Source organism: Christiangramia aquimixticola (assembly GCF_048285835.1).
Classification (GTDB): Bacteria; Bacteroidota; Bacteroidia; order Flavobacteriales; family Flavobacteriaceae; genus Christiangramia; species Christiangramia aquimixticola.
Window position 1 is genome coordinate 759,117 of the sequence record NZ_JBLVTL010000001.1, and the last position, 21,607, is coordinate 780,723.

A 21,607-nucleotide genomic window follows, 5' to 3' on the forward strand; every position below is an offset into this window, starting at 1 on the left:
TAAGGCATATAAATTAGTTTGATTTTATGTATTTTCGCTGCACGAAAAACACAACTATCTATTTTAATGAGAACAGATTCTTTCGCATTACGTCATATAGGTCCTAAAGAAGATAATTTACAGGAAATGTTGGATACTATAGGCGTGGAGTCTATGGACCAGTTAATTTACGAAACTATTCCTGATGATATCCGTCTGGCCAATCCGCTTAACCTTCCAAAAGCGATGAGCGAAAACCAGTATGCTGAACATATTAAAAAACTTTCTGAAAAGAATAAGTTATATAAAACTTATATAGGTTTAGGTTATCATCAAGCCATACTCCCGGCGGTAATCCAGAGAAACATTCTGGAAAATCCGGGTTGGTATACAGCTTATACTCCGTATCAGGCAGAGATCGCTCAGGGAAGACTGGAAGCCTTATTAAATTTCCAGACGATGGTAAGTGATCTTACCGGCATGGAAATAGCGAATGCTTCGCTTTTAGATGAATCAACTGCAGCTGCAGAGGCTATGGCGCTTCTTCATGCAGTTAGAGACAGAAAGCAAAAGAAAGATAACGTAAATAAATTCTTTGTTTCTCAACAGGTATTACCGCAAACTATCTCTCTTATGGAGACCAGAGCGAATTTCCTGGGAATTGAAATGATCGTTGGTGATCACGAAAAATTTGATTTTAACGAAGATTATTTTGGAGTTTTAGTACAATACCCTGGAAAATTCGGACAGGTTTTCGATTATTCTGAATTTGTACAGAACTGCAAAAATGCAAACATAAAAACTGCGGTTGCCGCAGACATTTTAAGTCTGGTGATGCTTCAGGCACCCGGAGAACTGGGAGTTGATGTTGTTGTGGGAACCACTCAAAGATTTGGTATTCCATTAGGATACGGAGGACCACACGCTGCTTTCTTTGCAACAAAGGAAGAATACAAGCGTAATTTACCGGGAAGAATAATTGGGCTTACCAAAGATCTTGATGGGAACAACGCTTTAAGAATGGCGCTCCAAACAAGGGAGCAACATATAAAAAGAGATAAAGCGACTTCTAATATTTGTACTGCACAGGTACTGCTTGCTGTTATGGCAGGAATGTATGCAGTATACCACGGGCCAAAAGGTCTTGAATATATTGCGAAAACTGTACACAGTACTACAGTAGCCTTGGAAGATCAGCTAAAAGATCTTGGATTTGAACAGTTGAATTCCGCTTATTTTGATACTCTGCATGTAAAAGCAGATGCGAATAAGTTGAAAACTATAGCTGAGAAGCATGAGATTAATTTCTACTATCCGGATAGTGAAAGTGCATGTATTTCTATCAACGAAACTACAACGCTTGACGACCTTAACGCCATTGTTGAAGTATTCGCAGAACTTGCCGGGAATAAATCTGAAGAAGTAACTCAATTACCTTCAAGAACTGCTATTCCTGCTTCTTTGGAAAGAAAAACAGAATTCTTAACTCACGAAGTTTTTAACTTATATCATTCAGAAACTGAATTGATGCGTTATATCAAGAGACTTGAACGTAAAGATCTTTCTCTTAACCATTCCATGATTTCTCTTGGTTCATGCACCATGAAGCTTAATGCAGCTTCAGAAATGCTGCCATTGAGTAATCCACAATGGGGTAATCTACATCCATTTGTTCCCGTAGATCAGGCAGAAGGATATCAAACGGTTTTAAAAGAACTGGAAAATCAATTAACTGAAATTACCGGTTTTTCTGCTACTTCTCTTCAGCCAAATTCTGGAGCACAGGGAGAATATGCCGGGTTAATGGTTATAAGAGCTTATCATGAAGCAAATGGTGAAAGCCATAGAAACATCTGTCTAATCCCATCTTCCGCTCACGGAACCAATCCTGCATCTGCAGTGATGGCCGGAATGAAGGTGATCGTAACCAAAGCTACAGAGAACGGAAATATTGATGTGGAAGATCTTCGTGAAAAAGCCATAAAGCATAAAGACAATCTTGCTGCATTAATGGTTACTTACCCTTCCACTCATGGGGTGTTTGAATCTGCAATTCGCGAGATCACTAATATTATCCATGAAAACGGCGGACAGGTTTATATGGACGGCGCCAATATGAACGCGCAGGTTGGACTTACCAACCCGGGACGAATTGGAGCTGATGTTTGCCATCTTAACCTCCATAAAACTTTCGCCATTCCACATGGTGGAGGTGGACCAGGAGTTGGACCTATTTGTGTTGCCGAACAATTAAAACCATTTTTACCAGGTAACCCGGTAATAAAAACCGGAGGAGAAAAAGCTATTGGAGCAATTTCTTCAGCGCCATGGGGTTCTGCATTAGTATGCCTTATTTCTTACGGATATATAAAAATGCTTGGAACCGGCGGACTTCAAAAAGCTACAGAATATGCTATCCTTAATGCCAATTACATAAAGGAAAGATTGAACGGGCATTATGAAACTTTATATTCCGGAGAACGCGGAAGAGCTGCACACGAAATGATCGTGGACTGCCGACCTTTCAAAGAAAAAGGAATTGAAGTTACAGATATCGCTAAGAGACTTATCGATTATGGTTTCCACGCACCTACGGTATCGTTCCCGGTTGCAGGAACTATCATGATCGAACCTACAGAGAGTGAAAGCAAACCGGAACTTGACAGATTTTGTGATGCTCTTATTTCTATTAGAAAAGAAATAGATGAGGTTAGCGCAGATGATGCGAATAACGTACTTAAAAATGCGCCTCACACGATCCATATGTTAACTTCAGATGAGTGGAAATTACCATATTCAAGAGAAAAAGCGGCTTATCCTTTAAGCCACTTACACGAAAATAAATTCTGGCCAAGTGTTAGAAGAGTTGATGAAGCTTTTGGAGACAGAAACCTAATGTGTACCTGTCCTCCTACAGAAGAATATGCAGAAGCTTAATTTTTTACCGAATAAAGGAAAATTAAACCTGTCATTCGGCAGGTTTTTTTTCGACTAAAATTTTGTCTATTTTGAGCAGCTGTTAATACTATTTATTTAAATTGTAAACAATAATTACAAAGTCGGATGAATTTTAAAATTACCGGAACGGGAAGTTATATACCTAATGTCGTTACTACCAACGCTGATTTTGGCCAACATGAGTTCTACAACCTTGATGGTTCCAGTTTTCCACAGGATAACGGCACTACTATTAGAAAATTCAAAGCTATTACCGGTATTGAAGAAAGAAGGTATCTGGATAACAATTTAAATACTTCAGATATTGCGGCAATCGCGGGACAAAAAGCCATTGAAGATGCGGGCATTGACCCGGAAACTCTTGATTATATCATTGTTGCTCATAACTATGGCGATGTGAAATTAAATTCTAATCAGAGTGATACCGTACCCAGTCTTGCCACTCGTGTAAAAGCCAGCTTAAGAATTAAAAATCCTAAATGTGTGGGATATGATGTTCTTTTTGGTTGCCCGGGATGGATCGAGGGTGTGATTCAGGCCAATGGATTTATCAAAGCCGGAATGGCTAAGAAATGTCTTATTATAGGTGCAGAAGCTTTATCCAGGGTAGTTGATAAGCATGACCGTGATTCCATGATATTTTCTGATGGCGCCGGTGCGATAATTCTTGAAGCAAAAGATGAAGAGGGAGGAATTCTTTCACATGAGACAGGGACATACTCTTTTCAGGAAGCTGAATACATCTATTTTGGCAAATCAAATCATGCTGAAGCAACAGACGATGTAAGATATATTAAAATGCATGGTCGTAAGATCTATGAATTTGCTCTTATGAATGTTCCAAACGCCATGAAAACCTGTTTGGAAAACAGTGGTAAATCTATTTCAGATCTAAAAACTGTTTTCATACACCAGGCCAATGAAAAAATGGATCAGGCGATCATCGATAGATTTTACAAACTACATAAACTAACCCCACCGGAGAATGTGATGCCAATGACCATTCATGAATTAGGAAATAGCAGTGTTGCTACGGTTCCTACTTTATTCGATCTGGTGAACAAGGGGAAAATAAAAGATCAGAAACTTGAAAAAGGAGATGTTATAATGTTCGCCAGCGTAGGTGCGGGAATGAATATTAACGCCATCACTTATCAGGTCTAAAATGTACGAAAACAGCTTTCCGGAAAAACGCTTTAATAAAACCCTGGAATTTCTGACAAAACACGTTCCCACATCAGATAAAATTCTGGATCTGGGAGTCGCTAATCCGTTTTCTAAAATCATGCAGAAAAACGGTTATAAGGTCAGTAATACCAACGGTGAAGACCTGGATAACGATTTTAAAGCCGTCCAGAATAATGATTATGATTGCGTAACTGCTTTTGAAATTTTTGAACATTTACTGGCTCCATATAATATTCTTCGGGAAATCAAAGCCAATAAACTGGTGGCCAGCGTACCATTAAAATTATGGTTTGCTCCGGCATATAGAAGCAAAACCGATAAATGGGATAGGCATTACCACGAATTCGAAGCCTGGCAGTTTGACTGGCTTCTTGAAAAAAGCGGCTGGAAAATTAAAGATTCAGTAAAATGGTCCCACCCTGTTAATAAAATTGGGTTAAGACCTTTACTCCGGACTTTCACTCCGCGCTACTATGCGGTTTATGCCGAAAAGATCTAATCTTTATATCTTAGCGATATACTCAATATTTAGTCTTGAATATAACCATTGTCATTCCTGCACATAATGAGGCAAACTTTATTGCTCAAATGCTTCAGTCCCTTGTGCAACAAACCCTTTTACCAAAAGAAGTTATTGTGGTAAATGACAATTCAAGCGATAACACAGGAGAAATAGTTCAAAACTTCATCCCGGCTCACCCTTTTATAAAACTTGTAAATATTAGTTCTTCGGGAGAACATGCTCCGGGAAGTAAGGTTGTAAATGCTTTTTATCAGGGTTTTTACCAGATCAGGGAAGATTATGATATCCTTTGCAAGTTTGATGCAGACCTTATTTTTCCTGAAAATTATTTAGAACGAATTGCTGAGATCTTTAAAAGTGATCCATCCGTAGGTATGGCGGGAGGTTTCTGCAGTATTCAAAGAGACAGCGACTGGGTTCCGGAAAACCTTACGGGAAAAGACCATATTCGCGGTGCTTTAAAAGCCTATAGAAAACATTGTTTTATCCAGATTGGCGAGTTAAAGCCGGCTATGGGTTGGGACACTGCAGATGAACTTCTGGCAAGATATCATGACTGGAAAGTAGTTACCGATGAATCTTTACTGGTAAAACACTTACGACCTACCGGCATGAATTATTTTGAACATTCCGGCAGAAAACAAGGGGAAGCATTTTACAGATTGAGATATGGCACTTTTTTGACGCTTATAGCATCTGCAAAACTCGCAGCTTTAAAAATGAATCCATTTGCTTTTCTTCATTACCTCTCCGGATATTTTGCTGCTAAAAATAAAAAACGACCTTTCCTGGTATCTGAGGAAGAAGGTCGTTTTATAAGAGATCTACGCTGGAAGAATATCAAGAAAAAACTCGGCCTTTCCTAGTCTTCAAATAATTCCATTAATGGTTTTCCGCTTGCGGCATTAGGAAAAGAAATACCCAGCATTGCCGAAATTGTTGGAGCTATATCCGGAATATAAGACGGCGCCATGGTCTCTCCCTGTTTAATTCCTTTTCCATAGAAGATCAATGGAGCATGGGTATCGTATGTAAACCCGCTACCATGTGTAGTTCCTTTTTCAGGATAAACTATATAACCGGGATCTGTCACAAATATAATATCACCACTTCTTTTTTGATTGAAACCATTTTGAACCAGAGCTTCGATATTATTTACAAAAGCACCAGATTGCAACTGGGTACGTGTCAAAACTCTTGAGATCTGAGGCTGCTGAAGTACAAAATGTGCAATTTCATTTTCCACATCAAAGCGGGAAATCTTGGCCTTTTGAAGGCGGTCATAATTCAGGAATATCTGACTATTACTAACATTTTGGATCAAACTATCTGCTTTAAAGCGATTAGAAATGAATTTCCCTAGATTCTCTTTAAAGCTGAGTTCATCAAAATAGCCAGCAGGGATCTTCTGTGATTTTAGATATGCAGGCACATCAACTCCACCATGATCGGCAGTTAGGAATAAAGTATACTCTCCTGCCCCAACTTCAGCATCAAGGAATTTTAAAAGATCGGCCAGTGCAAGATCCAATCTTAAATAGGTATCCTGAATCTCTTTACTGTTTACCCCAAAATTATGCCCTACATAATCTGTACTCGAGAAGCTAAGGGTCAAAACATCGGTAATTTTATCTTTACCTAATTTTTCAGCTTTTATAGCGGCCTTGGCGAAATCAACGGTAAGATCATTTCCAAAAGGGGTTGCTTTGATCAATTCAAAATTACCATTCTCTGCCGCCAGTGCAGGCAGATCATAAGGAAACTCGGCAGTTTCCTTCCCGGTAAAACCAAATTCAAAGTCATTACGATCCACTCCGCTTTGAACATAAGTGGAAATATCCTTCAGGGGTTTCCACTCTTTTAAATAAGATTTCGCTTTGCCAGATGCATTAAAATCTTTGACCCATTGCGGTAGGTCCTGCATATAATAAGAACTGGTGATCCATTTAGCCTCATCTCCTCCCAGAAACCAATATGCCGCATTAGCAGTTTGCCCTGCCGGCAAAATTGCTCCTCTGTCCTTAAGAGCTATTCCAATGGTCTTTCCTTTCATCTGAGTCAACAGGCGGTTTTCATCAGCAAAAGTGGTGGATTTCATACGGTGAGGTGACATTTTCCCAGCCTTATCTCCTGTTCCAACAGGTGTCACCTCAGCATCACCCGCACAATACACATATTCATTATTAAATTTATCAAACCAGCTGTTGCTTATTATCCCATGACTTGCCGGAGTAGTACCTGTAAATACTGAAGCATGCCCCGGTCCTGTATAGGTAGGAACATAATTAAAATGGTTGTTTTTGAAGCTAAACCCTTTATTTACAAGTCGCTTGAACCCTTCTTCCTCAAACTGATCCCAGAATCTGGTAAGATAATCATAGCGCATTTGATCGACCACAACCCCAACTACAAGTTTTGGATTATCCTTAGAGTTTTGAGCAGATACAGGAGAAAAACCTGCTATAAAAATTAAAAGTAAAATAAAGCGTTTCATCAAGTATTCCATTTTATTGTTCTTCAAAAATACTAAACTTGAAACGCTAAAGTTTAATTAAGCCTTAAATACTTTCGAGGGAAATTTTAGTATTTTAGCTTTTCAAAATTCAATTAATGACCTACCTGCACTCCATTGGGGAATATTTTATAATGCTTAAGGGAGTATTTGGCCGAATGACGAAAGCTTCGGTTTTAAGAAATCTTATTTTTAAGGAGATCAATGAGTTGATAATGGGATCCATGGGAATCGTGGCATTCCTTTCCTTTTTTATTGGAGCAGTAGTAGCAATCCAGACGGCTCTTAACCTCAACAATCCGTTAATTCCAAAATCACTGGTGGCTTACGCGGCCAGACAATCGGTAATACTCGAATTCGCCCCTACCTTTATTTCTATTATCATGGCAGGAAAGGTTGGATCTTTTATTACTTCAAGTATAGGATCTATGAGAGTTACAGAGCAAATTGATGCACTGGAAGTAATGGGTATAAATTCAAAAAACTATCTCATATTCCCTAAGGTCATTGCCATGTTAACTTATCCATTCGTTATTGCAATATCCATGTTTTTGGGAATTGCAGGAGCTTTTACCGCTGCGGTAATGGGAGGATTTGTAACTATGGATCAATTTGTAACGGGACTTCAGGATGATTTTATAGGATTCCATTTAGTCTATGCATTTATAAAAACTATTTTATTTGCATTTATACTTGCCACCGTTCCCGCCTACCATGGTTATTATATGAAAGGTGGTGCACTTGAGGTGGGAGAAGCATCTACAACCTCGTTCGTTTGGACCAGTGTGGTTCTTATCGTGACTAATTATGTCGTAACTCAACTCTTATTAAGCTAACTCGATGATAGAAGTAAAGAATCTATATAAAGGATTTAATGATCAGCAAGTTCTTAAGGGAATTGATTATGTTTTTGAGCGCGGGAAGACCAATCTTATCATCGGGCAATCCGGTTCCGGGAAAAGTGTTTTCCTAAAGTGTATGCTGGGACTTTTTAAACCAGACAAAGGAACCATTGAATATGACGGGAAACCTTATTCCACTTTTACAGATGAAGAACAAAGGGAATTAAGGACAGAAATGGGAATGTTGTTCCAGGGTGGCGCTCTGTTCGATTCCATGACCGTTGAGGAGAACGTGATGTTTCCACTAATGATGTTTACCAATCACCGAAAAAAGGAAATGCTTAGCCGGGTGCACGAAGTTCTGGAAAGGGTAAACCTTGAAGGGAATGGAAATAAAATGCCCTCTGAAATTAGTGGTGGAATGCAGAAGCGGGTTGCCATTGCGAGAGCCATCGTAAACAAACCAAAATATCTTTTTTGTGATGAACCTAACTCCGGTTTGGATCCACAAACAGCAACGGTAATCGATAATTTAATCCAGGAGATCACTCACGAATACGACATCACAACAGTACTGATCACCCACGATATGAACTCGGTTTTGGAAATAGGTGAACGAATAGCTTTTCTTAAGGATGGAATCTTAGAATGGAAAGGTACCAAAGATGAGATCTTTAGAACCGATGACAAAACAGTAACCGACTTTGTTTATTCTTCCAATCTCTTTCAAAAAGTACGAGAGGCCCAGCTGAAGGGACTTTAATTATCTCACATTTTTTACGGCAAGGGTATCCAAACTAAGACGAACTTTCATCCAGTTACGGAATTTAGTTTGTTGAGTTTTTAGCTCTTCTCCTTTTAATTTTGGATTCCAGGTTACCGTGAAAGTCGGGATAGTATCAGTCTTTTGAAAATTGGTGGTAATAAGGTTTGAATAGCCTATTTCTTCAATATTTTCATAATTGATCTTCGCCTCTTTACTAAGGGCGGTAAAGGAAAAGACATCTCCACGGTATTTCGATAATTCCGATTCCAGCAGTTTTATTCGCTTGTCTTTATTTTCCAAAACCTCCTGATTCTTTACGTAAAGGTCTTCAAGTATCCCGCTTTTTAGCTGACTCGATAATTTGGCAATATCTTCAGACTGGTCATTCCCCTGATGGATGATAAGTTCAGCTTCCTTCAGAGCTTCAATATCTCCCATTTGTCGTCTCCAGGTATCAATGGTGGTTTCCGGCACAGGATTTCCAATTAGATATACATCAATAGATTTGGTTTTATGATCACTGGTATTCTTTATCACTTCAGCTCCGTTGAATTTGATATTGGTGGTTATAAACTCTTCAGCTTTACTTTGAAAAACCTGTTCCCTTAATAGCTTCACAAAAAGTATAACACTTGGAATTATAACAATAATGGCAATGGTAGATGCGATTTGAGCAATCCTTTTTCTCTTTCGGCTGTTGGCATACCTAACCAATGGGAAACCGAGCAATTTAGCTACGACAAAGGTCGAAAGAGCAATAAATACCGCGTTTATAGAAAACAGGTATAAAGCCCCAAGCGCATATTCCCATTTGGAATTCGCAATTCCATAACCCACCGTACACAATGGCGGCATAAGGGCGGTGGCTATCGCCACCCCAAGAATAACACTGGCAATAGTACCTCTCTTGGTTTTTGCTACAATCAAGGCAAGTCCACCAAAAATAGCTACCAGAACATCAAGAATTGTTGGATAAGTACGGGCTACCAGCTCAGGAGTTTCAATTTTAACAGGTGAAATAAAGAAATAGATGGTAGCTGTAAGCACACTTAAACCTACCATGATCCCAAGGTTTACAAAGGACCGTTTTAAGGTTTCAATGTCGTTAATGGCAACTGCCATTCCAATTCCTACAATAGGACCCATTAAAGGAGATATAAGCATGGCACCTATAACAACCGCCGTGCTACTAACATTAAGCCCAATAGAAGCCACGAAAATGGAAAATATTAGGATCCAGGCATTATGTCCCTTAAAGGAAATATCTTTTTGTACGGCTTCTACTGTAGATTCTCTATCTGTATCCGGACGAATATCTAATAGGCGACTTAAAAAATTCCTTGCCTTGGAACTAATTTGTTTGGCGTCATCTGAAAGTCTATCAGAATTACCATTCTTTTCCCCGGTCTTTGTACTATCCAAGTTTTCGTTATTCGTCATATTTATCCAAGCTGATCGCCGAAGTCTTTCATAACTTTTGCGCGCAATTGTTTTATTTCCTGTTCGTCTGCTTTTGGAATTATCAATAGAACATCTTCATCATCAACGATAATATAATCTGAAAGATCTTTCATTACCACTATCTTCTTTGAAGTTGTTGAAATAATATTTCCGGAAGAGTTTTCGGCTACCAGACGTGAATTTATAACCGTATTCCCTGCATCATCTGCAGGCAATTCGTGCTGTACAGACGACCAGGTTCCAAGATCATTCCAATCGAAACTTGCCGGTATCATTACCACATGTTCAGATTTTTCCATAATCCCGTAATCTATGGAGATATTGGCTGCCAATCCGTAATTAGCATTAAGGAATTCCACCTCATCTTTAGTGTTCCAGCTTTCTTTTCCTTTATCAAAGAGATAATGCATCTCTTTAAGATGAGACTTAAAGCTTTCAATAATAAATGATGCTTTCCAGATAAATATCCCGGCATTCCAGGCATAATTTCCGGCTTTGATAAATTCCTCAGCCTGAGATTTACCCGGCTTTTCGGTGAACTGTTCCACCTTTTTAAAAGCACCGGAATCTTCTTTTTTATATTTTATATAACCATATCCCGTATTTGGAGAAGTTGGTTTGATTCCTATAGTTATCAATCGATCCTCTTCGCCTACATGTTCAAAACCTTTTTCAACGGTTTCAATAAATGCGGTTTCATCTTTGATCCAATGATCACATGGCGCCACTAAAATGCGCGCATCTTTATTTGTTTTCTGAATTTTTAAAGCACCTAATAAAATACTGGGCGCCGTATTACGCATTTCAGGCTCTGCCACGATCTGGTTCATATGAATTGTGGGAACCTGATCTTTAATAATATCTACATAATCCTTATTGGTAAGTACGTAAATATTTTCTGCCGGGATTAGTCGGCTAAGTCTTCTAAAGGTCGCCTGGAACAAGGTCTCTCCTACTCCTAATATATCCTGAAATTGTTTTGGATTGGCTGCTTTACTGGTAGGCCAAAATCTGGAACCTACTCCTCCAGCCATAAGAATGGCATAGTAATTATCTTTCTTCGTGCCCATCATTCTTTCTATATTTTAAGTAAATGTACTTCGGCATTTGGCTGAAACAAAAATATTCTTCCGCTGTCCAGTTCAAGGCATTCAAAACGTTTTATTTTTTTAGGCCCTTTTTTAAAGGTTTTTCCGTTATGAATTTTGAATATACTCCCCATTGGTAATTCAAAAACGTAATTCTTTCCATTATCATCATCAAAGCTTTTTAATGCTACCGAAAGATTTGCGTCTGTATCACTGCTGGCTTTTGGATTCCGGAAGTGATTAGCGATTACCGGTAATAATGATTTAGGGAAAACTTCAGGTCTTATAAAAGGTAGCATAAGATTTCTGAAACAGTGTTTCCATTCCTGCCCGTGAGGCTTAATGCTTCTACCATATTTTTGAAACGCCACCAAATGTGCAATTTCATGAATGGTAGTAATTAAAAATCTGTATTTATTAAGATTAGCATTAATGGTTATTTGTTGCGAACCATCCGGCAGCCTGCGGTAATCCCCATGTCTGGTAACCCTTTCGTTTACGATCTTTAAATGAACTGAATTCATTTTGATCATTTCTGAAACCGGATCCACTGCCGTGGAAGGTAAATATTTCGCCAGGATCTCTTTCATTAATTTACGGCGTACTATTGGAAACCTGCAGGACTTTCCCGTTATACAACTTGTTCCCGGTCAGGCTGAAATTGGCAATATAATCTGCCATTTCTTTCGCCGATACCGGTGCTTTATAACCTGGAAAAGCTTCTTCCAGCATCTCGGTTTGTACTGCTCCCAAAGCAAGCACATTAAATGCAGGTCCATTTTCCTTATATTCCTCTGCAAGCAATTCGGTAAGAGTAATAAGAGCGGCTTTACTACTGCTATATGCAGCAAGCCCCGGGAACTTCATACTCCCCTGGATTCCACCCATACTGCTAATATTAACTACATGTGAATCCTTATGCATAAACCGAAGGAATTTTCTGGTAATACTGGCAACACCAAATACATTCACATCATATACCGCTTTAAAATCATCAGATTTTGTTTCTGAAAATGGTTTATTTAGCAGTGCTCCGGCGTTATTTATCAAAATATCCACTTTGGAATTCCAGTTTTCTTCGATAAGACTTTCTGCTCTCATGTGGCAGTCTTCATCTGTAATATCAAAAGAAAAGCATTGCACATTCCCTAAATTTTCAGCTAAAACTGAAGACGTATCACGGGAAAGAGCAAGAACATTATGCCCCATCTCAGAAAAGATCCTGACCATTTCAAAACCAATTCCTCTACTGGTTCCTGTTATAATAATATTTTTCATTTGCCTGTAAGTTTTATTTCCTTTTCAGGTGTATTCGCCATTTTTTGAATCCCGGGAACGAGACTATCGATTAGGTTAGCCATAAATTCAGCATCCATAAATGAAGCTTCATCATCTACATGATGATAATAAGGATAATTTGAAAAATCGAAAGTACAAATAGTTTGAGCGGGGATATTAAATATTTTATAGAACGAATAATTATCACTTCTTTTAAAAAGGTTCATTTGTTTGGCTTGCGGAAGAAAACCCAGTATTGAATCATTAGCAGAATATTCATTGAATTTTACCGCCAGATTGGAATTTTCGTAACCGGTAACATATGCGGTATAATTTTTCGCTTTCATGGGAACACCAATCATCTCAAAATTGACCATGGTATAAAGGTCAAGACCTTCATCCTTTAATTTCCGGGCCAGATGTTTAGATCCCTTTAAACCCATTTCTTCACCTGAAAATAAAGCAAAGATGATACTTCTCTTGTTCCCGCCTTCTTCCGCTAAATATTTAGCCAACTGAAGCACCCCAACAGTTCCGGCAGCATTGTCGTTTGCTCCATTGGCAATATCATCTCCATCTACAGGCCTTCCATGCCCAATGTGATCGTAATGCGCTCCTATTAGTATATATTCTTTTTTTAGTTTATCATCGACTCCTTCCAGGACTCCAACCACATTGTAAGCATCTTTATCACCTATCATAAAACTATCGCGATAAGTTTCAAATAACGGTTGAAGATTACTTTCCTTAAATTTATTTTCTATAAAAACAGCTGCCTTTTCAATTCCTGTTGTACCGGCTTCACGCCCTACCAGTTCATCTGAAGCTAAATAATTAAGGGCTTCCTGAATTTCTGCTGTATTTGGATTTTTATCACTTTGGGCAAAGCCACTGAAGAATACAAAAAAGGCTGCCAGACTCAGGCAAAACCTTGTATAGAAGAATTTATAACTCATACAGCTAAAGATAAAAAAATCCCGCGATAAAGCGGGATTCAATCTATTTATTAGAATTTGGAATTTAGGCCAGCATAGTAACCGGATTCTCCAAATAAGTTTTTAATGTTTGTAAGAAAGCTGCACCTGTTGCTCCGTCAACTGTTCTATGATCACAAGCAAGAGTAAGCTTCATGGTATTACCTACCACAATCTGACCATTCTTAACAACCGGTTTTTCAACGATAGTTCCAACAGATAGAATTGCAGAATTCGGCTGGTTGATAATACTTGTAAATTCAACTATCCCGAACATTCCAAGGTTGGAAACAGTGAAAGTACTTCCTTCCATTTCTGAAGGCTGAATCTTTTTGTTTCTTGCTTTTCCTGCTAATTCCTTCACATTACCACCAATTTGAGTTAGCGACATTTGGTCTGCGAATTTAAGCACCGGAACTACCAGTCCTTCTTCAACAGCTACCGCAACTCCCATATGGATGTGCTTGGCAATTTTTGTAGTATCACCTGTCCACTGGCTGTTAACCTGCGGATGCTTTCTCAAGGCCATTGCTGAAGCTTTTATAACCATATCATTAAAAGATACCTTAACATCTGGCATCTCATTGATTTGCTGTCTGGAAGCCATTGCATTCTCCATATCCACCTCGATAGTTAGATAATAGTGAGGCGCGGTGAATTTAGATTCTCCAAGACGCTTGGCAATAACCTTACGCATTTGAGAATTCTTACGGTCTTCAAAACTTTCTTCTCCTGCAGGAGTGTATGGTTGAGCTGCTGCAGTAGTTTGTTCAGCAGATTTAGATTTAGCTTCTGGTTCTGCCTTTTTCGCAAAGCCCTTGAAGTTCTCGATATCTTTCTTAACAATTCTTCCGTTCTCACCAGAACCTTCAACTTCAGAAAGATCAATCCCTTTATCTTCTGCCATTTTTTTGGCTAAAGGAGATACAAAAATTCGTCCACCATCCTTAGTTTTATTCTGTGCTCCGGAAGTCTGCTTTTCAGAATCTTTATTCTCAGATTTATCTTCAGCCTTAGATTCAGTTTTCTTCTTTTTAGAAGAACCACCGGTAGAATCAATTTTAGAAACATCTGTTCCTTCAGGGCCAATAATTGCCAACAGACTGTCAACTTTAGCCGATTCTCCTTCCTGAATTCCAATCTTTAATAAAGTTCCTTCATAGAAAGATTCGAATTCCATGGTAGCTTTATCTGTCTCGATTTCAGCCAGGATATCACCTTCTTCTACTTTATCACCTTCCTGTTTTAACCAGGCAGCAACAGTTCCCTCTTCCATAGTATCACTAAGACGTGGCATCTTTATGATCTCCACTCCTTCAGGAATATCACTATCACTTTCTTCTTCATCATCAGAATCTGATTCCTGAGAATCATCATCATCTGACTTGTCTTCTTTCTTTTCCTCTTTTTTATCGGAAGAATCTGAACCTCCACCACTAATAAGAGAGGAAATATCTTCACCTTCTTCGCCAATAATGGCTAGTAGTTCATCAACAGGAGCATTATCACCTTCTTCAACACCTATGTGAAGCAAAGTCCCTTCATAAAAGGATTCAAATTCCATTGTAGCCTTATCTGTCTCGATCTCGGCCAGAATATCACCTTCTTCTACTTTGTCTCCTTTTTGCTTAAGCCACTTCGCTACGGTACCTTCTTCCATGGTATCGCTCAATCGTGGCATTTTGATTACTTCAGCCATAGTTTAATCTAATTTATGTGCTAGAAACGGGTAGTTTTCCTGTTCGTAAACAACGTCATACATAACATTCTTATCCGGGAAATCTGACTCATCTGCAAATTTCTCACATTCAGAAACTTTATCCTTAACGCGCTTATCTATCTCTTTAATTTCTTTTTCAGTTGCATATTTCTTTTCCTTGATCACATCCAATACCTGAGTAATTGGATCAAGTTTTTGATATTCGGCAACCTCATCTTTGGTACGATATTTTTGAGCATCACTCATGGAGTGTCCTCTATATCTATAAGTCTTTAATTCAAGGAATGTTGGACCTTCACCTTTTCTGGCTCTGGTAATAGCTTCATCAAAAGCTTCAGCAACCTTCACCGGGTTCATGGCATCTACAGGTCCACATGGCATTTCGTAACCTCTTCCAAGCTTCCAGATCTCTGTATCTTTAGAAGTACGTGCTACAGATGTCCCCATGGCGTAACCATTATTCTCAACACAGAAAACAACCGGCAGATTCCAGTTTACGGCCATGTTAAGAGTTTCATGTAATGATCCCTGTCTTACGGCACCATCACCCATAAAAGTCAAGGTAACATTATCCCTTTTGTGATATTTATCGGCAAAAGCAAGTCCTGCTCCTAAAGGAATTTGACCTCCTACAATCCCGTGACCACCATAGAATCTTTGCTCTTTTGCAAAAATGTGCATAGAACCACCAAGACCCATAGAGGTTCCTGTTTTCTTACCGTAAAGCTCGGCCATTACTTTCTTAGGATCTACTCCCATTCCAATTGGCTGAACGTGATTACGATATGCAGTGATCATTCTATCCTTTTCCAGATCCATCGCATGCAACGCACCTGCCAGAATAGCCTCCTGCCCGTTATATAAATGTAAGAACCCTCTAACTTTTTGCTGAATATAAACCTGCGCAAGTTTGTCTTCAAATTTACGCCAGAACAACATATCCTCGTACCACTTTAAGTATGTGGCTTTTGTAATTTTCTTCATCTAAAATTTATATTTAAAAGGCCAGACAGATTGGTTTTGCCAAGCGGACCACAAAAATACTATTTTCGGTAAGAAACGAAAACAGTTTTATCGCAAAAAATCACGAAAACCTTATAGGCAGGTACTGTCGAAAACCAGAGGCAGAATTTCGCTCACAGATTTAGACCGGATCACCTTCCCTTTTTCACCCATAAAATAAAGCTCAATAGGCTCACTTTGTTTGATTTCATATTCCACTAAAGCCTGTCTGCATGCACCACATGGTGGCACCGGCGAATCAACAATATGTTTCATAGACTTAGCAGAAATTGCAATTTTCCTGATTTTGGAATCAGGATATATTGCTCCTGCAGAAAATATAGCGGTTCTTTCGGCACATAAGCCCGACGGGTAAGAAGCATTTTCCTGATTACTACCTACTACAATTTCCTCATTATCCAGTAAAATTGCAGCTCCAACTTTAAAATTCGAATAAGGAGCATAGGCATTATCTCTAACCTCAACAGCTTGTTGCATCAGACTTTGAATTTCCTCAGAAACTTCTTCAACTGAATCAAAAACCTCCAATTGTGAAGTAATAGTAAGTGGTTTCATATAATATTATTGGGCCGGCAAGATAATATAAACCTTAAGGGTTTCAAGGTATAATTTTGACACTTTTAAAGATAAACTCTTAATTATTATAGGCAGCTCCAAAATTATAGCTCAATCCAAATCTTAAAGTACCTTCCAATGGACTTGGCACACTTGAAGTAGAAAATAGATAAGAAGCATCTATCACAAGAGATTCATATGCAAATCCCCCACCTACTGCGAAGAATTTTCTAAAGCCCTTCTCTTCACTTTCATTAAAATACCCAGCTCGAAGAGCGACTTTGTCCCGGTACCAGTACTCGGCTCCTAAAGCAAAGGTTACTTCCTGCAATTCTTCAGAAAAACCATTGGGAGCATCCCCGAAAGATTTAAATATTCCGGCAATTGAACCTGTTTGATTATATTCCAGATCATCCTCTGCAGTAATTTGGCCATCTCCGTCAAAATCCTGAGGAGTTGGAACAAGCAGTTTATTAAATTCCAGGTAAGTTCCAAGACGGTTATCCACATCAAAAATAAAATCAAAACCGGCACCTAATTTTAAATTCGTTGGAATAAAATTTTCCTGCCCGGCATCATCATATTTCATCTTTGGTCCTATGTTAGCAATATTTGCTCCTAACCTCCATTTAGCATCAAACCCACTTAAAGTTAATTGTTCTCCTTCATAATAAGCCGCAACGTCTACTCCAAAAGTAGAGGCCGCACCTAAATCTTCGCTATCCTGCAAACCAAGGTCAGATCTCAAATACCTACCTGCAACCGCCATCGCGATTTGCTCACTAAGTTTAAGGGAATAAGACACATCAAAAGTAAGCTCATTTGGATTTACAAAAATTGGCTTCTCTTCAAAGGTATTCCGGGTTTCAATGGTTCCCAGGCTAAAATATCTCAAACTTGCAGCAGCCGCACTCCGGTCGTTTAATTTATGATAGTAATTAAGACCTCCAAGGAATATATCATTTACGATCTCACTTAAATAAGGAGTATAAGAAATTGCGATTCCATTCTCACTGGTAGCAAACGCATATTTAGCAGGATTCCAATGCTGTGAAAAAACATCTGGAGAAGTGGCAACACCCTGATCACCCAAGCCGGCTGCCCTCGCATCAACAGCAACTAATAAAAAAGGAACAGCAGTGGTTATAACCCTATCCCCGGAATCTTCCTGTGCAAACATGGAAGATTGAGCAAGCAACATAGCCGCGACAAAAAAAAGTATAGTTTTTTTCATTATAGTAGTTAATGATAAACAAATATATAGTATTATTCCTGTTAAGAAAGTACCATTTACTTAAAATACTTGCTCTTAACGCATAGTGCTATAGGAAAAGTGCAACATTTACAGAGTAAAATAATATAACCTAATTTATTAGAATTTATTGCCTTTTCCAGATGAAAGGCCTGCAATTTCGTTAAAAATTAAATTGGACTACAATAATCACTACCTTTACACGTTAAATTTACCTTGGGAAATAAGTAATATAAAAGCCTAATTATTAAACAAATATAAAGGACGGTTAGGACGAAGCATATCAGACAGTTATACGATAATTTGAATGGCCAGATTTAATAAAATAATCTTGTACATTTAGCGTTAATTAGTATATTGCGAAGCCTAAATTTTCTATCACAAAGAAGGGATTACTATGAAATTGAATGTAGCTTTAAAAGCAGTTATTGCTGTAGTTTGTGGCCTTAGCTTAGTAAGCTGTAACAAGTCGAACAATTACAAAAATACCTCACGCGCTACCGGTTGGGATATCAATTCGGATGAAGGAGGTTTTCAATACAATACAGATTACAAGGAGCAAAAAGCAGCTCCGGGTCTTGTTTTTGTAGAAGGAGGAACTTATACCATGGGTAGGGTTCAGGATGATCCTATGCACGACTGGAACAACACCCCTACTCAGCAACATGTTCAGTCTTTTTACATGGACGAAACTGAGGTAACCAACAAGATGTATTTAGAATACCTTGACTGGTTACGCAGAGTTTTCCCTCCAAGTGAAGACAAATACAAAAATATTTACAACGGTGCTCTACCAGATACTCTTGTTTGGAGAAACAGGTTAGGGTATAACGAGACCATGGTTACAAATTATCTACGCCATCCTGCCTATGCAGAATATCCGGTTGTTGGAGTTAGCTGGATCCAGGCTGTTGAATTCAGTAAATGGAGAACAGACAGGGTTAACGAAAGCAGACTTGAAAAAGAAGGATACATTAAAGAAGGAGCTCGCTATGCAGATGTAGATGCAAATTCAACTTTTAGCACAGATACCTATATTCACACCCCAAGTAAAGCATACGGCGGAAATACCGAAATTAGTCAGGGAGGTGATAAATCTCAGGATAGACTCGAAGATACTGATGAAGCCGGAAACCCAATCAAGAAAGTTTATGCAGGTCGCGAAAGCGGATTAATTTATCCGGAATACCGTTTACCTACAGAAGCCGAGTGGGAATATGCTGCTTTAGGTCTTACCGGAATAAGAAATTACAACACCTACAGAGGTAGAAAGAAATATCCATGGGACGGACAATACACCAGAAACGGTGATGTTAAGAAGATGGGTGACCAATTGGCTAACTTCAAACAAGGAGATGGTGATTATGGTGGGATCGCAGGATGGAGCGACGATGGAGCAGACATCACTGCAGAAGTTAAGTCTTACGAACCAAACGATTTTGGATTATACGACATGGCAGGAAACGTAGCCGAATGGGTTGCGGATGTTTACCGACCTATCGTAGACGATGAGTTTAACGATTTTAACTACTACAGAGGTAACGTTTATACCAAACACGCGATCAATGAAGACGGTACAGTTAAGGTTGTTGGAGTTGATGATATTGTATATGATACTTTAAGCAACGGTAAACTTGTCGCCAGAAACTTACCTGGAGAGATCGCTCAGGTTCCTGTTACTGAAGAGGACACTTACATGAGAACAAATTTCACTGAAAGTGACCAGAGAAACTTTAGGGACGGAGACAAGAGCTCAAGCAGATACTACCAGCCATTTCAGGAAGTTGACGATCCAAACAAAAGAATGTACAACTCCCCGCAATACAAGAACTTTGCGGCTAAGGATAGCAGTGCTGCTACTTCAGAAAAAATTACTTACGATAAAGAGAAAAGAACAACTCTTGTAAGCGACGAAGTTCGTGTATATAAGGGCGGTAGCTGGAGAGACAGGGCTTATTGGCTAGACCCTGCTCAGCGTCGTTATTTCCCACAGGATATGGCAACAGATTACATAGGATTCAGAAACGCCATGTCAAGAGTTGGATCAAAATCACTTGATAAAAACAAAACTGCGAGAAGCAACTAAACTTCTCTTTTTTAAAATAAACTTAAAGCCCTAATCTATTTAGGGCTTTTTTTATAGCTTTATTTCATGAATACAGCAAGACTACACCAACAATACCTACTCTGCTCCGGCGCAGATACAGACACGAGAAAGATTCGCAAAGACTCAATGTTTTTCGCTTTAAAAGGAGCCAATTTTGATGGAAATACTTTTGCAGCACAGGCACTCCTGGAGGGAGCACGATATGTGGTTGTAGACGATAAACGGTTTGCATTAGATAAAGAGGAATATATTTACGTTGATAATGTTCTGGACACTCTTCAGAAGCTTGCCAGATACCATAGAGATTACCTTAATATTCCCATCCTTGCCATTACCGGAAGCAATGGAAAAACAACCACCAAAGAATTATTGGATACGGTTTTGTCCCGAAAGTTCAAGACCGCTGCAACCAAAGGCAATCTGAATAATCATATTGGAGTGCCACTAACATTGCTTTCCATGGATAACCAAACCGAATTCGGAATTGTGGAAATGGGCGCTAATCATCCTTTGGAAATTGAGTTTTTATGCAAAATCGCTAATCCTGATTATGGTTATATCACCAATTTTGGGAAAGCCCATCTTGAAGGATTTGGCAGCCTTCAGGGTGTTATCAAAGCAAAAACAGAATTATACAGCTATTTACAGGAAAAGAAAAAAATGATCTTTCTCAATGTTGACGATGAGATCCAAAGGAAACATCTTAATTACAGTCATACTTTTGGGTTTGGAGAAAGAGAGGATGCTAATATTCAGGTTAAATACACCAAAGGTGTATCACTTGCTCAGGTTTTTTACAATCAAACTGTTTTCAAAAGTCAGCTTACCGGTCAATACAACTCTACAAATATGGCAGCAGCGCTTAGCATAGGCCTATATTTTAAAGTAGAGTTTGAAGAGATTAGAAAAGCTATGGATAGCTACAATCCAACTAATAATAGATCACAGGTGATCGAACACAACAGCAATACCATTATAATGGACGCTTACAATGCGAATCCCACGAGTATGCATGCAGCTCTCGAAAACTTTAGAAATATAAAGACTGAAAAGAAGAAAATCGCCATTCTTGGCGACATGTTCGAATTGGGCAGCGCAGCACCGGCAGAACATCAGGTGATCGTAAATTATATAGAAAATAGTGATTTTAACGAAACCTATCTACTCGGGGATAACTTTAAAATAACCGAAACCGGCAGCAATTTTATATTTAAGTTCAATACCATCGAAGATTTAAAATTACATTTAAAGGAATCGAGGCATGAGAACTGTTATTTCCTAATTAAAGGATCGAGAGGAATGGCTTTGGAAAGAGTGCTGGAGTCTATAACCGAAGAAAGCAAAAAAGACTAATACAATCACTGAAATTTATATGTGAGTG

The 21,607-nt window shown here is 38.8% G+C and carries 18 protein-coding genes; 8 read left to right on the top strand and 10 right to left on the bottom strand.

Annotated features, from left to right (window positions below):
• Positions 1-66: 66 nt before the first annotated feature.
• From gcvP to ACNKXV_RS03520, 4 genes are all read left to right on the top strand, one after another.
• On the top strand, positions 67-2,916 hold the full coding sequence (gene gcvP / locus ACNKXV_RS03505) for an aminomethyl-transferring glycine dehydrogenase (RefSeq protein ID WP_417906301.1): 2,850 nt from the start codon (positions 67-69) through the stop codon (positions 2,914-2,916).
• Between the two features lie 126 nt (positions 2,917-3,042).
• The gene (locus tag ACNKXV_RS03510; RefSeq protein WP_417906302.1) at positions 3,043-4,101 is read left to right on the top strand and encodes a 3-oxoacyl-ACP synthase III family protein; all 1,059 of its coding nucleotides are present in this window, start codon (positions 3,043-3,045) and stop codon (positions 4,099-4,101) included.
• Position 4,102: 1 nt separating this feature from the next.
• A complete protein-coding gene (locus ACNKXV_RS03515) occupies positions 4,103-4,624 on the top strand; it encodes a class I SAM-dependent methyltransferase (RefSeq protein WP_417906303.1) in 522 nt (173 codons plus the stop codon).
• 35 nt (positions 4,625-4,659) lie between these two features.
• Positions 4,660-5,514 carry a glycosyltransferase family 2 protein gene (locus ACNKXV_RS03520; protein WP_417906304.1) on the top strand — a complete coding sequence of 285 codons (855 nt, stop codon included), beginning with the start codon at positions 4,660-4,662 and terminating at the stop codon, positions 5,512-5,514.
• Here the strand turns inward: ACNKXV_RS03520 and pafA are convergent.
• Positions 5,511-7,142: an alkaline phosphatase PafA gene (pafA, locus tag ACNKXV_RS03525; protein WP_417906305.1), complete on the bottom strand. Its 1,632-nt coding sequence runs from the start codon at positions 7,140-7,142 to the stop codon at positions 5,511-5,513. The genes ACNKXV_RS03520 and pafA overlap by 4 nt on opposite strands.
• Before the next feature lie 116 nt (positions 7,143-7,258).
• Here pafA and ACNKXV_RS03530 point away from each other — a divergent pair, with 116 nt between their 5' ends.
• Together ACNKXV_RS03530 and ACNKXV_RS03535 are read left to right on the top strand one after the other, a co-directional pair.
• Complete coding sequence (locus tag ACNKXV_RS03530; protein ID WP_417906306.1) at positions 7,259-7,996, top strand: MlaE family ABC transporter permease; 738 nt, start codon at positions 7,259-7,261, stop codon at positions 7,994-7,996.
• A 4-nt stretch (positions 7,997-8,000) separates the two neighbouring features.
• Entirely contained in the window at positions 8,001-8,765 is a 765-nt protein-coding gene (locus tag ACNKXV_RS03535) for an ABC transporter ATP-binding protein (RefSeq protein WP_417906307.1), read from the top strand.
• Here ACNKXV_RS03535 and ACNKXV_RS03540 read toward each other — a convergent pair whose 3' ends face one another.
• From ACNKXV_RS03540 to porV, 9 genes are all read right to left on the bottom strand, one after another.
• Positions 8,766-10,208, bottom strand: coding sequence for a DUF389 domain-containing protein (locus ACNKXV_RS03540; RefSeq protein WP_417906308.1), 1,443 nt, complete (start codon positions 10,206-10,208; stop codon positions 8,766-8,768).
• 2 nt (positions 10,209-10,210) lie between these two features.
• Complete coding sequence (locus ACNKXV_RS03545; protein ID WP_417906309.1) at positions 10,211-11,302, bottom strand: mannose-1-phosphate guanylyltransferase; 1,092 nt, start codon at positions 11,300-11,302, stop codon at positions 10,211-10,213.
• A gap of 5 nt (positions 11,303-11,307) precedes the next feature.
• On the bottom strand, positions 11,308-11,907 hold the full coding sequence (locus ACNKXV_RS03550; protein ID WP_417906310.1) for a SprT-like domain-containing protein: 600 nt from the start codon (positions 11,905-11,907) through the stop codon (positions 11,308-11,310).
• A gap of 4 nt (positions 11,908-11,911) precedes the next feature.
• A complete protein-coding gene (locus ACNKXV_RS03555; protein ID WP_417906311.1) occupies positions 11,912-12,595 on the bottom strand; it encodes an SDR family NAD(P)-dependent oxidoreductase in 684 nt (227 codons plus the stop codon).
• On the bottom strand, positions 12,592-13,551 hold the full coding sequence (locus tag ACNKXV_RS03560; RefSeq protein ID WP_417906312.1) for a M20/M25/M40 family metallo-hydrolase: 960 nt from the start codon (positions 13,549-13,551) through the stop codon (positions 12,592-12,594). The genes ACNKXV_RS03555 and ACNKXV_RS03560 overlap by 4 nt, the downstream gene beginning before the upstream one ends.
• Before the next feature lie 64 nt (positions 13,552-13,615).
• Complete coding sequence (locus ACNKXV_RS03565; protein WP_417906313.1) at positions 13,616-15,268, bottom strand: pyruvate dehydrogenase complex dihydrolipoamide acetyltransferase; 1,653 nt, start codon at positions 15,266-15,268, stop codon at positions 13,616-13,618.
• A 3-nt stretch (positions 15,269-15,271) separates the two neighbouring features.
• Positions 15,272-16,273, bottom strand: coding sequence for a pyruvate dehydrogenase (acetyl-transferring) E1 component subunit alpha (pdhA, locus tag ACNKXV_RS03570; protein WP_417906314.1), 1,002 nt, complete (start codon positions 16,271-16,273; stop codon positions 15,272-15,274).
• Positions 16,274-16,384: 111 nt separating this feature from the next.
• On the bottom strand, positions 16,385-16,867 hold the full coding sequence (gene cdd, locus ACNKXV_RS03575) for a cytidine deaminase (RefSeq protein ID WP_417906315.1): 483 nt from the start codon (positions 16,865-16,867) through the stop codon (positions 16,385-16,387).
• 79 nt (positions 16,868-16,946) lie between these two features.
• Positions 16,947-18,101, bottom strand: a complete 1,155-nt coding sequence (gene porV / locus ACNKXV_RS03580; RefSeq protein WP_417906316.1) for a type IX secretion system outer membrane channel protein PorV — start codon at positions 18,099-18,101, stop codon at positions 16,947-16,949.
• Positions 18,102-18,516: 415 nt separating this feature from the next.
• Between porV and gldJ the strand changes: the two genes are divergently transcribed.
• A complete protein-coding gene (gldJ, locus tag ACNKXV_RS03585; protein ID WP_417906317.1) occupies positions 18,517-20,205 on the top strand; it encodes a gliding motility lipoprotein GldJ in 1,689 nt (562 codons plus the stop codon).
• 66 nt (positions 20,206-20,271) lie between these two features.
• On the top strand, positions 20,272-21,579 hold the full coding sequence (locus ACNKXV_RS03590; RefSeq protein WP_417906318.1) for a UDP-N-acetylmuramoyl-tripeptide--D-alanyl-D-alanine ligase: 1,308 nt from the start codon (positions 20,272-20,274) through the stop codon (positions 21,577-21,579).
• Positions 21,580-21,607 lie beyond the last annotated feature (28 nt).